The sequence below is a fragment of the Streptomyces sp. NPDC043746 genome (assembly GCF_056436485.1).
In genome coordinates this window covers 244604-258855 of record NZ_JBWKCM010000008.1, presented here as the reverse complement: position 1 = coordinate 258855, position 14252 = coordinate 244604, and the positions used below count along the sequence as shown (strand labels likewise).

The 14252-nt window shown below is 73.5% G+C and carries 12 protein-coding genes; 2 read left to right on the top strand and 10 right to left on the bottom strand.

All coding sequences use genetic code 11. The annotated features are described in order from the left end of the window. Positions 1–531: 531 nt before the first annotated feature. The 5 genes from proC to AC0682_RS12255 form a co-directional block, all read right to left on the bottom strand. Positions 532–1341, bottom strand: a complete 810-nt coding sequence (proC, locus tag AC0682_RS12275) for a pyrroline-5-carboxylate reductase (protein ID WP_478532579.1) — start codon at positions 1339–1341, stop codon at positions 532–534. A 109-nt stretch (positions 1342–1450) separates the two neighbouring features. Further along, positions 1451–2224, bottom strand: coding sequence for an ABC transporter permease (locus tag AC0682_RS12270; RefSeq protein WP_478532578.1), 774 nt, complete (start codon positions 2222–2224; stop codon positions 1451–1453). Then, positions 2221–3027 (bottom strand): ABC transporter ATP-binding protein, encoded by an 807-nt coding sequence (locus AC0682_RS12265; protein ID WP_478532577.1) that lies wholly within the window; start codon positions 3025–3027, stop codon positions 2221–2223. The genes AC0682_RS12270 and AC0682_RS12265 overlap by 4 nt, the downstream gene beginning before the upstream one ends. Positions 3028–3115: 88 nt before the next feature. Continuing rightward, on the bottom strand, positions 3116–3664 hold the full coding sequence (locus AC0682_RS12260) for a hypothetical protein (protein WP_478532576.1): 549 nt from the start codon (positions 3662–3664) through the stop codon (positions 3116–3118). A gap of 82 nt (positions 3665–3746) precedes the next feature. After that, positions 3747–4085, bottom strand: a complete 339-nt coding sequence (locus tag AC0682_RS12255; protein ID WP_478532574.1) for an SH3 domain-containing protein — start codon at positions 4083–4085, stop codon at positions 3747–3749. A gap of 134 nt (positions 4086–4219) precedes the next feature. Between AC0682_RS12255 and AC0682_RS12250 the strand changes: the two genes are divergently transcribed. After that, positions 4220–6430 (top strand): protein kinase domain-containing protein, encoded by a 2211-nt coding sequence (locus AC0682_RS12250; protein WP_478532593.1) that lies wholly within the window; start codon positions 4220–4222, stop codon positions 6428–6430. A gap of 316 nt (positions 6431–6746) precedes the next feature. Here the strand turns inward: AC0682_RS12250 and ilvD are convergent, their stop codons facing one another. The 4 genes from ilvD to AC0682_RS12230 form a co-directional block, all read right to left on the bottom strand. Further along, complete coding sequence (ilvD, locus tag AC0682_RS12245) at positions 6747–8597, bottom strand: dihydroxy-acid dehydratase (RefSeq protein WP_478532572.1); 1851 nt, start codon at positions 8595–8597, stop codon at positions 6747–6749. Positions 8598–8762: 165 nt separating this feature from the next. Continuing rightward, entirely contained in the window at positions 8763–9386 is a 624-nt protein-coding gene (locus AC0682_RS12240) for a TetR/AcrR family transcriptional regulator (protein ID WP_478532571.1), read from the bottom strand. Continuing rightward, positions 9383–10249 (bottom strand): sugar phosphate isomerase/epimerase family protein, encoded by an 867-nt coding sequence (locus AC0682_RS12235; protein ID WP_254813245.1) that lies wholly within the window; start codon positions 10247–10249, stop codon positions 9383–9385. The genes AC0682_RS12240 and AC0682_RS12235 overlap by 4 nt, the downstream gene beginning before the upstream one ends. A gap of 162 nt (positions 10250–10411) precedes the next feature. Continuing rightward, positions 10412–11362 carry a Ppx/GppA family phosphatase gene (locus AC0682_RS12230; RefSeq protein WP_254812305.1) on the bottom strand — a complete coding sequence of 317 codons (951 nt, stop codon included), beginning with the start codon at positions 11360–11362 and terminating at the stop codon, positions 10412–10414. A 39-nt stretch (positions 11363–11401) separates the two neighbouring features. Here AC0682_RS12230 and AC0682_RS12225 point away from each other — a divergent pair, with 39 nt between their 5' ends. Beyond that, entirely contained in the window at positions 11402–12244 is an 843-nt protein-coding gene (locus tag AC0682_RS12225; protein ID WP_478532570.1) for a DUF3109 family protein, read from the top strand. Between the two features lie 30 nt (positions 12245–12274). Here the strand turns inward: AC0682_RS12225 and AC0682_RS12220 are convergent, their stop codons facing one another. Next, positions 12275–14161 carry a BACON domain-containing protein gene (locus tag AC0682_RS12220; RefSeq protein ID WP_478532568.1) on the bottom strand — a complete coding sequence of 629 codons (1887 nt, stop codon included), beginning with the start codon at positions 14159–14161 and terminating at the stop codon, positions 12275–12277. Positions 14162–14252: the final 91 nt, after the last annotated feature.

Genomic DNA, 14252 nt, shown 5'->3' with positions numbered 1-14252 from the left:
TGGCGTTGACTTTTGGCACGCTGTTGAGTTCTCAAGGAACGGACGCTTCCTTCGGTCCCGTATCACCGGGGCCCTCCGGGCGCTTCCCTTCGTTTTTCTTTCTTGTCTTGCGTTTCCGACTCTATCAGACTCTTCCGTGTCCGATTCCCGGTCGAAGCGGGATCCTGCTGTTCGCTTTCCAGGGTTCTTCGCTTTCGCGCTTTTCCCTTTCCGGCGAGTCCGACTCTATCAGATCCTTTCGGGCCTGACTCCCAGTCAGCGGGGTTTGTCCTCCCGGCCGTTGGGCCGTTCCGACGAGTGAGACTTTAGCGGATTCCTGGCCCCCGACGCTAATCGGGGTGCGTCCCTTCGAACGCGGATTCCTCATTCCGTGAATGCGCACGAAAAAGCAGGCGACACGGAGTCGCTCGCTGATCGTGGCTACTGCGGAATGGCTGTCCGGGGACCGACCGGGGTCGGCGCTCACGTCGGACAACTCGGAGCACATTACGGTTCCGGCCGGGGCGTGTCAACCCCCGGCCGGGGCGGGGGTCAGCCGTTGCCGGAGGCCAGTTCGCGGCTGCGGTCGCGGGCGGCTTCGAGGGCGGCGATGAGGGCGGCCCGTACGCCGTGGTTCTCCAGTTCCCGGATGGCGCTGATCGTCGTGCCGGCGGGGCTGGTGACGGCCTCGCGGAGCTTGACCGGGTGCTCGCCGCTGTCGCGGAGCATCACGGCCGCGCCGATGGCGGCCTGGACGATGAGGTCGTGGGCCTGGGCGCGGGGCAGGCCGAGCAGGATGCCCGCGTCCGTCATGGCCTCGACCAGGAAGTAGAAGTAGGCGGGGCCCGAGCCGGAGAGGGCGGTGGCCGCGTCCTGCTGGGACTCCGGGACGCGCAAGGTCTTGCCGACGCCGCCGAAGATCTCCTCGGTGGTGGTGAGGTGCGCGCCGGTGGCGTGGCTGCCGGCCGAGATGACGGACATGCCCTCGTCGACCAGGACCGGGGTGTTGGGCATGACCCTCACGACCGGGGTGCCTGCGGCGAGGCGGTCCTCGATGAAGGTGGTGGTGATGCCGGCGGCCGCGCTGATGACCAGGCGGTCGGCGGTGACGTGGGGGGCCAGTTCGTCGAGGAGCTTCCCCATGTCCTGCGGCTTCACCGCCAGGATGAGGATGTCCGCAGCCTTCGCCGCCTCGGCGTTGCCGACCGACTCGACTCCGTACCGCGTGCGCAGTTCCTCGGCGCGATCACCGCGGCGGGTGGTCACCAGGAGGTCGGCCGGTCGCCAGCCCGCCCGGATCATGCCGCTGAGGAGGGCCTCCCCGATCTTTCCGGTACCGAGGACTGCGACTGTCTGGGTCATGTGTTCACCCTCCGGGCGGTGCTGGGGCCTTGGCATGTCGGATGCGTGGCCGTCGTCTTGCCGTTCGCCGTCATCCTCGCACCGGGGTCCCCGGGGGTGCGGTGGCGTCTCACGGGGTGCGGCGGCGCAGGGTGATCGCGCCCAGGCAGAGGACCAGGAGAGCGCTGCCCGCCACGACCGCGATGTCCCGGAGGAAGGCGCCGGTGAGGTCGGAGTGGCGCACGACCTGGTCCATGCCGTCGACGGCGTACGACATGGGCAGGGCGTTCGAGATCGCCTCCAGGGCCGGGTGCATCTGGTCGCGGGGGACGAACAGGCCGCAGAGCAGGAGCTGCGGGAAGATCACCGCTGGCATGAACTGGACGGCCTGGAACTCCGATGCGGCGAACGCCGAGACGAAGAGGCCGAGTGCCGTGCCGAGCAGGGCGTCGAGCAGCGCGACCAGCAGGAGCAGCCACGGCGAGCCGGTGACGTCCAGGCCGAGCAGCCAGACCGAGACCGCGGTGGCCAGGACGGACTGGACGACCGCGACCGCGCCGAAGGCGAGGGCGTACCCGGCGATCAGGTCGCCTTTGCCGAGCGGGAGGGCGAGGAGGCGTTCGAGGGTGCCCGAGGTGCGTTCGCGCAGGGTGGCGATCGAGGTCACCAGGAACATCGTGATCAGCGGGAAGATGCCGAGGAGCGAGGCCCCGATCGAGTCGAACGTGCCGGGTGCGCCGTCGAAGACGTACCGGAGCAGCGTGATCATCAGGACCGGGACGAGCAGCAGCAGGGCGATGGTGCGCGGGTCGTGGTGGAGCTGGCGCAGGACCCGGGCGGCTGTCGCTGCCGTACGGGAGGGGGAGAGGAGGCGGCCGGGTGCGGTGGTGGTCGTCGTGGTCATGGGCCTGGTTCCTCTCGGTGGGTGGCCGCCGCCTCGTCGACCAGGTGCAGGAAGGCCTCCTCCACCGTCTCCGTGCCGGTGCGGGTGCGAAGTGCCCCGGGGGTGTCCTCGGCGAGGATGCGGCCCTCGCGCATGAGGAGGAGACGGTGACAGCGTTCGGCCTCGTCCATGACGTGGGACGAGATGAGGAGGGTGGCGCCCCGGTCGGCGGCCAGGCGGTGGAAGAGGTCCCACAGGTCGCGGCGGAGTACGGGGTCCAGGCCGACCGTCGGTTCGTCCAGGACCAGCAGGTCGGGCGCGAAGAGCAGGGCCACCGCCAGGGAGACGCGGCTGCGCTGGCCGCCGGAGAGGGCGCCGGCCGGGGCGTCGGCGTGGCTCATGAGGTCGACGTCCTCGATGGCGCGGGTGACGGCGGTGCGGCGGGCCCCGCGGTGGGCGCGGCCAGGGCGCAGGACGGCGGCGAAGTAGTCGAGGTTCTGGCGGACGGTGAGGTCCGTGTAGACGGAGGGCGCCTGGGTGACGTACCCGATGCGGGGGCGCAGGGGCGGGGCTCCGGCGGGGTGGCCGAGGACGGTGAGCGTGCCCGTCACCTCGGCCTGGGTGCCGGCGACCGCCCGCATCAGGGTCGTCTTCCCGCAGCCCGACGGGCCGAGGAGGCCGGTGATCGTGCCGGGTTCGAGGGTGAAGTCGAGGCCGCGCAGGACCGTGCGGCCGCCTCGTACGACGGTGAGGCCTCGGGCCTCGATGGCGGGAGGCGGGGGCTGCGGGGGTGGGTGCGTGCCCTCGGCATCACAATTCATCATGTGATGAATCACAGACCTGACGAGTCCGCTCGTCAAGGGGGCGCGTCAGGAAGAAGGGGGGGTGTGGTGAGGCGGGTGGCGCGTGCTGTCAGCGGCGCTTGGGGCGCTTGCGGGCCGCCGGGTTGCCGGTGCGGGTCGCGCGGCGCTTCTCGAACTGCGTACGGGCGCTCTCGTACTCCGCGCGGTGCAGCCTCTCGCCCGGCGCCTCGATGAGCGAGCGGAAGAAGTAGGCGAGCAGCGAGCCGATGAAGCCGATCGACTTCAGGCCGCGCAGGCTGTCCTCGCGGGCCGGGTTCTTCGGGCGGGAGCCGAAGGACTCCCACGTCTTGCGGAACGCGATGGCGCTGCAGACCGCGAACATCACGATCACCAGCATGCCGACGAGGCTGTCGACCTCGGCGATCTCCAGGCCCTGGTAGGCGAAGCGCAGCGCGAGGCAGCTCCCCACGGCGGCGACGAGCGAACCGGCCGCGACGCCGACGCGGCGGAGCCCGTACCCGCCGTCGTGGTCGACCCACGTCGTGCCGAAGAAGCGGATCGGCTCGGGCCGCGGGCCGGGGGGCGTGGGGGCGCCGCCGCCGGAGCCGGTCGCTGCGGCGGCGGGCGGGGTTCCGGGTGCTTCGCTGTTCTCGCTCACGGGGTCGATTATCCCCGGGCGGGACGACGGAGCGGGAGACCTCGGGCGGTGGCCCGGTGGTCGGTGTGGTCCGGTGGTTCCGTCAGTCGCAACGGGGGGCTACATAGCCGTCGCTGCCGGTGTAGACGTACGTGTCCGAGACGAACTCGCCGTTGGCGATGTTGCACCAGAGGTTCGACGTGCCGTAGGGGCCGGTGACCCGCTCGCCCGGCTTCTGGCAGTAGATCGGGACCTTCATGCCGACCGGGAGCGTACGCACGATCCGGTAGCTGGTGCCGGGGCCGGTGCGGACGTTGACCCGGTAGCCGGGGGCGATCGGGTACTTGTGCAGCGAGGCGCTCGCCACGGCCGCGGTCGCCGTCCCGGATGCCTCCGCGGCTCTCTCCACCGGCGGTTCGATGGTCTGCTCGTCAGCGCCCATGAGGGCCTCCCCCGTCGAGAAACGATGCGTACGAAGCCGTACGACGCGCAGGCTAACAAGCCCCGCGCCGCTCGCACGCACCATCGACTAGGCTCCGTGCGTCGCGCTTGCGCATCACAACACGGGGGTGGACGATGCCGCCGCTGCCAGGGGCCGGAGCGCATCCGGAAGCGGAGTTTCCGGAATATGCGGGTACCTACCGTCTTGAGGCATGTCTCGGCTCGGGCGGCATGGGCGTCGTCCATCTGGCGCGCTCCGCCTCCGGGCTCCAGCTCGCGGTGAAGGTGGTGCACCGGCCGTATGCGGCGGACCCCGAGTTCAGAGCCCGGTTCCGGCAGGAGGTGGCGGCTGCCCGGCGGGTCAGCGGGGCGTTCACCGCGCCGGTCGTGGACGCCGACCCGGACGCCGGACGGCCCTGGATGGCCACCCTGTACGTCCCCGGGCCGACCCTCGCCGAGCAGGTCAAGCGGAACGGGCCGCTGGCCCCCGCCGAGTTGCGCAGGCTGACTGCCGGACTGGCCGAGGCGCTGCGCGACATCCACCGCGCGGGCGTCATCCACCGCGACCTCAAGCCGAGCAACGTCCTGCTCTCCGACGCGGGCCCGAAGGTCATCGACTTCGGCATCTCCCGCCCGTACGACAGTGATCTGCGCACCGAGACCGGCAAGCTGATCGGCTCGCCGCCCTATATGGCGCCCGAGCAGTTCCAGCGGCCGCGTGAGGTGGGGCCGGCCGCCGATGTGTTCGCGCTGGGGGCGGTGCTCGTCCACGCGGCGACGGGGCGGGGGCCGTTCGACTCGGACAGCCCGTACATCGTGGCGTACCAGGTGGTGCATGACGAGGCGGATCTGAGCGGAGTGCCGGAGGATCTCGCGGAGCTGGTCGGCCGGTGTCTGGCGAAGGACCCGGCCGCGCGGCCGACGCCGGACGAGGTGATGGCCAAGCTGCGGCCGCCGTCGTACGAGGCCGCCGCGTTCCTGCCGGCCCAGCGGCGGGCGGTGGTCACGGGGACGGCTGCGGGGGCCGGTGAGCGGGAGGGGTCGCAGGACACGACGCATGTGCGCGGGGCTGTGGTCCCGGCGCGGCGGTGGGGGCGTCCGCGTGGGCGGCCGGCGGTGGCCGCCGCGGTGCTCCTGCTGGTGGCGGGGCTGGGCGCCGGGGGGTTCGCCCTGTGGGGCGGCGGCGGTGGGGACACGGGCGCCGAGGCCCCGGGGCGCACGGAGACGGGGGAGCGTACGGCGGCGGAGAAGGCGTTCTCGCCGTGGAGCACCGTGGTGCGGACCTCGGGGAACGCCACCCCTGTCTGCTCCTCGGCCGGGGTCGGTGCGGCCCTGTACTGCGCGGTGGACGGGACCGGGACCGTACGGATCGACCCCGTCGACGGGCGGGTGCTCTGGTCGGACCGGAACACCGCCCTCCGCGGTGCCTCGGCGCCCGTCGTCTCGGGCGGCGTGGTGCTCTCGGCGGGGCCGGACGGGAAGCTGCGCGCGTACGACCCGGTCAAGGGTGCACCGGTCCGGGAGACCGGCCTCTCCGCGAGCCCCGGTTCCGCCTTCGCCGCCGGATCCACGCTCCTGGTCGTCGCGGACGACGGCACGGTCACGGCGCTGGACGGCGGCAGCGGGGCCGAGGTGTGGCAGCGGGCGCCGGTCGGGCACACCCGGCCGGACTTCGGGCTGTACGACGCCGCCTCCGGTCTCGCGTACGCCGTCGAGCACGCGGCGAGCGGTGACTCCACCCTGGTCACCGCCGTGGACGCGGCGAGCGGCCGGGTCGCTTGGCAGCGGCGGCTGGAGGGGATCCTGGCACCGGTCTCCACCGCCGGGGCCGGGGAGCTGGTGCTGACGGCGATGAACCGGGACGCGGAGACCGTCGCGCTGGTGCGCTACGCGCCCGGAACGCGCTCGTCGGTCCGGATCGCGCTGCCGTTCCGGATGGACGAGCCGCGGGTGGCGATGGCCGGGGACACGGCGTATCTGCTGGCGCGGGGCGGGTCGCTGCTGGCCGTGGACACGGGGGCGGCAGCCGGTGGGAAGGCCTCCGGTGAGGGGGTGCCCGGCGGGGCCGGGGAGTTGTGGCGGCTGGAGACCGGGGTGGGGCGGGGCTCCGCGCCGGTACTCGGGGAGGGCGGGCACCTGTACTTCTCCGCCGCGGACGGGCGGCTGCTGGCCGTGGACACGGGCCGGGGGGCGGTGGTGGGGCAGACCCGCGCGCGGCTGAGCGGGGGGAAGCTGACGTACGCCTCCGACCTGCCCGCCCCGGTGACGGCGGGGCGGACGGTCGTGGGGACGGCACCGGACGGGTCGGTCTTCGCCGTGGACGGGTCGGCGCCGGGGAGTTGGTGAGAGGGCGCCCTTGGCGGCGGGCCGGGGCCGAGGGTCGGGGCTGGGGGCCGGGGCTGGGGCCAGCGGCTGGGGCCAGGGGTTCCTGTCCCGGTCGGGTCCGGGCGCGGCTTCGGAGGGCGTGACCCTCCTGACCTCTCCGTGGGAACGGGCCCTGCCGGTTGCCCCCGGGGGCCCGCCCCGGGCCCCGCTCATCCAACGCCGGAGGGGCTGGGGGCGCGGGCCCGGCCGCTGACGAGACGGGAGAGCGAGCACGCCGGAGGAAGCGGCGTCCGGTGGGGCGGCGCTCGGGGGAGCCGGAAGCGGCTCCCCCTCCGCGTCAGCCCAGCTTGGAGACGTCCCTGACCGCGCCCCGGTCCGCGCTCGTCGCCATCGCCGCGTAGGCGCGCAGGGCGGCCGAGACCTTGCGTTCGCGGGCCTTGGGGGCGTATACGCCGTTCAGGGCGGTGCGGCGGGTGGCGAGTTCGGCGTCGTCGACCAGCAGTTCGATGGAGCGGTTGGGGATGTCGATCCGAATGCGGTCGCCGTTCTCGACGAGGGCGATCGTGCCGCCGGAGGCCGCCTCGGGCGAGGCGTGGCCGATGGAGAGACCCGACGTACCGCCGGAGAAACGGCCGTCGGTGACCAGGGCGCAGACCTTGCCCAGGCCCCGGCCCTTGAGGAAGGAGGTCGGGTAGAGCATCTCCTGCATGCCGGGGCCGCCGCGCGGGCCCTCGTAACGGATGACGACGACGTCGCCCGCCGTGATCTCCTTGCGGAGGATCTTGTCGACCGCCTCGTCCTGGGACTCGCAGACGACGGCCGGGCCCTCGAAGGTCCAGATCGACTCGTCGACCCCGGCCGTCTTCACGACGCAGCCGTCCTCGGCCAGGTTGCCCTTGAGGACGGCGAGGCCGCCGTCCTCGGAGTAGGCGTGCTCGACGTCGCGGATACAGCCGCCCGCCGCGTCCAGGTCGAGGGTGTCCCACCGCTCGGACTGGGACAAGGCGGTGGCCGAGCGGACACAGCCGGGGGCCGCGTGCCACAGCTCGACGGCCTCGGGGGACGGGGAGCCGCCGCGCACGTCCCAGTTCTTCAGCCACTCGGCGAGGGTGTCGGAGTGCACGGAGTGGACGTCCTCGTTGAGCAGGCCGCCGCGGTGCAGTTCGCCCAGGAGGGCGGGGATGCCGCCCGCGCGGTGGACGTCCTCCATGTAGTACGTACCGCCGGGGGCGACGTTCGGGGCGACCTTGGACAGGCACGGGACGCGGCGCGAGACGGCGTCGATGTCGGCCAGGTCGTAGGCCAGCTCGGCCTCCTGGGCGGCGGCCAGCAGGTGGAGGATCGTGTTGGTGGAGCCGCCCATGGCGATGTCCAGCGCCATGGCGTTGTCGAACGCGGCGCGGGTGCCGATGGCGCGGGGCAGGACCGTCTCGTCGTCCTGCTCGTAGTAGCGCCGGGTGATCTCGACGACCGTGCGGCCCGCGTTCTCGTACAGCGCCTTGCGGGCGGTGTGGGTGGCGAGGACCGAGCCGTTGCCGGGGAGGGAGAGGCCGAGTGCCTCGGTCAGGCAGTTCATCGAGTTGGCGGTGAACATGCCGGAACAGCTGCCGCAGGTGGGGCAGGCGTTCTCCTCGATGCGGAGGATGTCCTCGTCGGAGACGGTCTCGTCGACCGCGTCGCTGATCGCGTTGACCAGGTCGAGTTTTCGCACGGTGCCGTCGACGAGAGTGGCCTTGCCGGCCTCCATCGGGCCGCCGGAGACGAAGACGGTCGGGATGTTGAGGCGCATGGCGGCCATCAGCATGCCCGGGGTGATCTTGTCGCAGTTGGAGATGCAGATCAGCGCGTCCGCGCAGTGCGCCTCGACCATGTACTCCACGGAGTCGGCGATCAGGTCGCGCGAGGGCAGGCTGTAGAGCATGCCGCCGTGGCCCATCGCGATGCCGTCGTCCACGGCGATGGTGTTGAACTCGCGCGGGACCGCGCCCGCCGCCTGGATCGCCTCGGAGACGATCCGGCCGACCGGGGCGAGGTGGGTGTGGCCGGGGACGAACTCGGTGAAGGAGTTGGCGACGGCGATGATCGGCTTGCCGATGTCCGCGCTCGCTACGCCCGACGCGCGCATAAGGGCGCGCGCGCCCGCCATGTTGCGTCCGTGGGTGACCGTGCGGGACCTCAGCTGGGGCATCGTCGCTCGCTCCTTCGGCAGGGGGCCTGCCTCCGACAGATGAAGAAAAGACTGCCTTCGAGCGTACGCCCCGGATCCAAGATCTGGACAGGCCGTCCGGAATACGGGACGCGGGGGTCGGTGGGTGGTCAGCCCCCGGTGCGGTCTTCAGCCCCGGTGCAGCGTTCAGCCTTCGCCCAAGTATCGCTGGAGCGTCGGCGCCACCATCGCCACGATCTCCTCCGGCTCCGCCGAGGCGAGCGGCTCGGCGCGGACCACGTACCGCAGCATCGCGATGCCCAGCATCTGCGAGGCGGCCAGCTCGGCGCGGAGCGTGGGGTCCGGTACGTCCAGCTCGGCCGCGATCCGCTCCAGCAGCCGCCGCAGCACGAAGTCCCGCAGCACGTTCGCCGCCGCCTCGTGGGTGACCGCCGAACGCAGGATCGCCAGCAGGGGCGTACGGGTGCCGGGGTCCTCCCAGACCGAGAGGAAGAAGCGCGCCAGCCGCTCCCCCAGCGCCTCCGGCGGGCCGCCCAGCACGGCGGGGAGGACCAGGGCGGGCTCGAAGGTCAGCTCGACGGCGGCGGCGAAGACCTCGTCCTTCGTGCCGAAGTAGTGGTGCACGAGGGCGGCGTCCACCCCGGCGGCCTTGCCGATGCCCCGGATCGACGTCTTGTCGTAGCCGCGCTCCGCGAACTCCGTACGGGCCGCCCGCAGGATGCGCGTACGGGTGTCGGGGCCTTCGGCGGCGGCCTTGCGGGAGGGGCGGCCCCGGCGGCGGGGGGCGGGCTCGGGCGCGTCGTCGGTCACGGGCGGCGGGTGCCGGGGGCCGGGTCGGTGGGCGGATCGGTGGACGCGCCCGTGGGCGAGGTGATCGTCCTGGAGGTGGCCAGATGGAGACGGGTGAAGGCCAGGGCCTCCGCGAGGTCGGCCTCGCGTTCGGCGGAGGACATCGCGCGGCGGGTGTTGACCTCGATCACGACATGGCCGTCGAACGACGTACGGGCCAGCCGCTCCAGCAGCTCCGCGCAGGGCTGGTCCCCCCGGCCGGGCACCAGGTGCTCGTCCTTGGCCGAACCCCGGCCGTCGGCGAGGTGGACATGGGCCAGCCGGTCGCCCATCCGCTCCACCATGGCGAGGCTGTCGGTGCGGGCGGTCGCGGTGTGCGAGAGGTCGACCGTGAAGTGCCGGTAGTCGTCGTTGGCGACGTCCCAGTCGGGGGCGTACGCGAGCATCTCGCGATCCCGGTACCGCCACGGGTACATGTTCTCGACGGCGAACCGGACGTCCGTCTCGTCGGCCATCCGCCAGATCCCGTTCACGAAGTCCCGGGCGTAGTTGCGCTGCCACCGGAACGGCGGGTGCACCACGACCGTGGAGGCGCCCAGCCTCTCGGCCGCCGCCCGGGCCCGCTGGAGCTTCACCCACGGGTCGGTGGACCAGACCCGCTGGGTGATCAGGAGGCAGGGGGCGTGGACCGCCAGGATCGGGACCCGGTGGTAGTCGGAGAGCCGCCGCAGGGCCTCGATGTCCTGGCTGACGGGGTCGGTCCAGACCATGACCTCGACGCCGTCGTACCCCAGACGCGCGGCGATCTCGAAGGCCGTCGCGGTCGACTCGGGGTAGACCGAGGCCGTTGACAGGGCGACCTTCGCATCGGGGATGCGCACCACTGGTTCTGCCACCTGGACAGCGTACGGGCACCCGTCCGCCGCGCCGAGGGGCCCTGGCGGAAAGTGATCAGGGCCATGGACTCGTGTCCCGCATGCCGCCCCGGGCCGTGCGGCTGGCTTCCGTGGCACGCCCCGGGCCGTGCGGCCCCCTCCCGCTGTACGTCACCCCGGCAGCGCGGCCCGCTCCACCGGGAGGTGGTCCAGGCGGCGCAGGATGACGCCCTCGCGCAGGGCCCAGGGACAGATCTCCAGCTCCTCCACCCCGAACAGGTCCATCGCGCCCTCGGCCACCAGCGCCCCCGCCAGCAGCTGGGCCGCCCTCCCCTCGGAGACGCCGGGCAGCCGGCCGCGCTCCTCCACCGTCATCACGGCCAGCTTCGGCACCCACTCCTCCAGGGCCCGGCGGCTCAGCGAGCGCTGCACGTAGAGGCCCTCGGTGGAGCGGGCGGCCCCGGCGATCCGGGCGAGCTGCTTGAACGTCTTGGAGGTGGCGACCACGTGGTCCGGGCGGCCGGCGCGGCTGAACACGCCCACCGTCCGCGCGATGGTGGCCCGCACGTGCCGGCGCAGCGCCCGGACCTGCTCGGGGTCGGCCGGGTCGTCCGGCAGCCAGGCGCCGGTGAGGCGGCCCGCTCCGAGCGGCAGGGAGACGGCGGTGTCCGGCTCCTCGTCGATCCCGAAGGCGATCTCCAGCGAACCGCCCCCGATGTCCAGGACCAGCAGCTTCCCCGCCGACCAGCCGAACCAGCGGCGGGCTGCGAGGAAGGTGAGCCGCGCCTCCTCCTCGCCGCTCAGGACGGCGAGGTCGGCCCCGGTCTCGACCCGTACGCGCTCCAGGACCTCGTCCGCGTTGGTCGCCTCGCGCACGGCGGAGGTGGCGAACGGCAGCACGTCCTCGCATCCCTTGTCCTCGGCGGCCTGGATCGCGTCGGCGACCGTCGAGACGAGCCGGTCCACGCCCAGCGGGCCGATCGCGCCACCCTCGTCGAGCAGTTCGGCGAGCCGCAGTTCCGCCTTGTGCGAGTGTGCGGGCAGCGGGCGGGCGCCGGGGTGGGCGTCGACCACCAGCAGATGAACCGTGTTCGATCCCACGTCGAGGACTCCGAGTCTCATACGGGAACGCTACTGCGCCGCGCGACTTACCCTGGGCCCGTGCCAAAGACGAAAAAGGCTAAGCAGGACAAAGCCTCGAAGAAGCAGAAGTCGAACAAGCAGGCAGCACGGCCGGAGGCGAACGGACCCGATCCGTCCGACGAGAAGGGCATCGACTTCGCGCGGGCCTGGGTGGAGTTCCCCGACCCGGGCGACGACGAGCAGGTCTTCCGCTGCGATCTGACCTGGCTCACCTCCCGCTGGACCTGCATCTTCGGCAGCGGCTGCCAGGGCATCCAGGCGGGCCGTGCCGACGACGGCTGCTGCACGCTGGGCGCGCACTTCTCCGACGAGGACGACGAGAAGCGGGTCGCGGAGCACGTGGCACGGCTCACCCCGGAGCTGTGGCAGTTCCACGACGTCGGTACGGAGACGGGCTGGGTCGGCGTCGACGAGGACGGCGAACGCCAGACGCGCCGCTGGGAGGGGTCCTGCATCTTCCAGAACCGGCCCGGCTTCGCCGCCGGGGCGGGCTGCTCGCTGCACATCCTGGCGCTGCGGGAGGGCAAGGAGCCGCTGGAGACCAAGCCGGACGTCTGCTGGCAGCTGCCGGTGCGGCGTACGTACGACTGGATCGACCGGCCCGACGACACCCGGGTGCTCCAGGTGACGATCGGTGAGTACGACCGCCGGGGCTGGGGTCCGGGCGGCCATGACCTGCACTGGTGGTGCACCTCGGCCACCTCCGCGCACGGGGCCGGGGAGCCGGTGTACGTCTCCTACCGGCCGGAGCTGATCGAGCTGATGGGCAAGGAGGGGTACGACCGGCTGGTCGAGCTGTGCGAGGAGCGGCTGGCCTCGCTGCTGCCGATGGCCCCGCACCCGGCGGACCCGACGGTCTGAGACGGCGGGCTGCGGCGCTTCGGGGCCTCGTCAGTCCGCCGGTGTCGGGTCGCTCGGAGCCGGGTCGCTCGGGGCCGGGTCCGTGGGGTGCGGGTCCGGTGGGTCCGTGGGGTCGGTCGGTGCGGGATCGGTGGGGGCGGGGTCCGTGGGGCCCGGGTCGGTGGGGCCCGGACCCGGATCGGTCGGGCCGGGGTCGGTGGGACCGGGGTCGGTCGGGTTCGGGCCGGGATCCGGGCCCGGACCGGGCCCCGGACCCGGATCGGTCGGGTGCGGGTCGGTGGGGCGGGGGGAGCCGGGGCGCGTGGGGTCGGCGGCGGTGGGCGGGTCGGCCGCGCCCCGGCCCTCGATGATCACGGCGGAGCCCGAGGGGTCCAGCGCGATCCGGGCCCGCCAGGGGCCGCGCGGGGCCGCCGCGTGGTCGACGGCGACCGTGACCGTGGTGGAGCGCCCGGCCGCGAGGGTGCCCGCCGTACGGCTGAGGCGCAGCCACCGTGCGTCGGTGGCGGCCGTCCAGTCGACCGGGCCGTGGGCGGACGCGGTCAGCGTGATCGTCGTGAGCGCGCCGGAGGCCCGGGCGGTGACGGTCAGGCGGCCCACGCTCGCCCGCTCGCCGCCGACGCTGACGACCTCGGCCGTGACGTCCGGGGAGTGGACCCCGCGCCGGTCGCCGGGGCGGGCCCTGCCCGCCTTCTCGTAGGCCGCTCCCGGGTCGTCGGCCCGCTCGCCAGCGCCCTCGATCTCGGTGGCGGTGACCTTGGAACCGTCGTGGCCCTCGCCGGTGAGCGGGGCGCCCCGGTACGCGGCCCACAGGGCGATCACCGGGGCGGCGACCACGGTGGCGACCACCGTCGTCGTCACGACCCGGGCGCGCAGCCGGTCCCGGCGGGCGGCGTGGTCCTTGGGGTCGAGCGGATAGCCGGTACGGCCGAAGCGCGGGTGGCCCGAACGGGAGCGGCGGGCCTGGGCCAGCGCGACGTGGACCGAGGGACGGGGGGCCTCGACGAGCGGCAGGACCGCGGTGACCGGAGCGACGGAGGCCCCGGGCCAGGGCCCCGCCGCGTCGACCCGCTCGGCGGCGCGGCGGCAGCGGGGGCAGTCGTCGACATGCCGGACCAGCTCGCGGCGGAGCGTGGCGGAGAGGAGCACCCGGTGGTCGCCGGTGAGCCGGGCGACGGTGGGGCAGTCGGCGGTCTCCACGACGGTGAGCGCGGCCCGGGTGCGCTCGACCTCGCAGGCCGCGGCGGCCAGCAGCTCGCGGGCGGCGACCGGCTCCAGGCCGAGCACGGCGGCGACGGCCCGGGGGGTGAGCCGGTGGCGTACGGCCAGTTCGAGCGCTTCGCGCTGCTCCGGGGTGGTGCCGGCGGCCTCGGGCCAGGCGAGGGTGGCCAGCTCCCGGCGGCGCGCCTCGGCGGCCGGGGACTCGGCGGGGGCGGGGGTCGTGGCGTCCTCGGGGGTGGCGGGCGGAGCCGGCCGGGGGGCTGCGTGGGGGCCGGTCCGGGTGGCGATGGAGGCGGCGGCGGAGATGTCGGAGGCGGCGCCGGTGGCGCCGGGGCCTCCGGGGGCGGAGGGCTCGGCTCCGGGAGGCTTCGGCGGCCTGCGGTGGGCCTGGCGGCCCCGCCTGCGCTCGGTGAGCGTGCGCAGACAGACCCAGCGGGCCAGGGCGTAGAGCCAGGAGGTACGTTCCTCCTCGCTCTCGGGGCACCGGGCCTCGTGCCGTTCCGCGACGGCCAGGACCGCGCCGAGGGCCTCGGTCGCCGCGTCGTGGTCGCAGAGCACGGAGAGGCAGTAGGTGAAGAGCCCGTCGAGATACGGCTCGTAACGCGCGGCCGGTCGCTGGGCCGAGGCGTGCGGCGCTCGCCGGTGCGCCCGGTGTGCGCCGGTGGTGTGCGTGGAGGTCTGCAGCCTGCTGCTCGTCACCCGGCGACCGTAGGCAGAGGAGTAAGCCCCCTTGGCGCCCCTTGAGCACATTTAATCCTTACGGGTGAACGAATCCCTCGAAAGGGGATGG

Coding starts and splice junctions, on each gene's coding strand:
- proC (WP_478532579.1), bottom strand. CDS start 1,341: ATGACCCAGACAGTCGCAGTCCTCGGTACCGGAAAGATCGGGGAGGCC.
- AC0682_RS12270 (WP_478532578.1), bottom strand. CDS start 2,224: ATGACCACGACGACCACCACCGCACCCGGCCGCCTCCTCTCCCCCTCC.
- AC0682_RS12265 (WP_478532577.1), bottom strand. CDS start 3,027: ATGATGAATTGTGATGCCGAGGGCACGCACCCACCCCCGCAGCCCCCG.
- AC0682_RS12255 (WP_478532574.1), bottom strand. CDS start 4,085: ATGGGCGCTGACGAGCAGACCATCGAACCGCCGGTGGAGAGAGCCGCG.
- AC0682_RS12250 (WP_478532593.1), top strand. CDS start 4,220: ATGCCGCCGCTGCCAGGGGCCGGAGCGCATCCGGAAGCGGAGTTTCCG.
- ilvD (WP_478532572.1), bottom strand. CDS start 8,597: ATGCCCCAGCTGAGGTCCCGCACGGTCACCCACGGACGCAACATGGCG.
- AC0682_RS12230 (WP_254812305.1), bottom strand. CDS start 11,362: ATGAGACTCGGAGTCCTCGACGTGGGATCGAACACGGTTCATCTGCTG.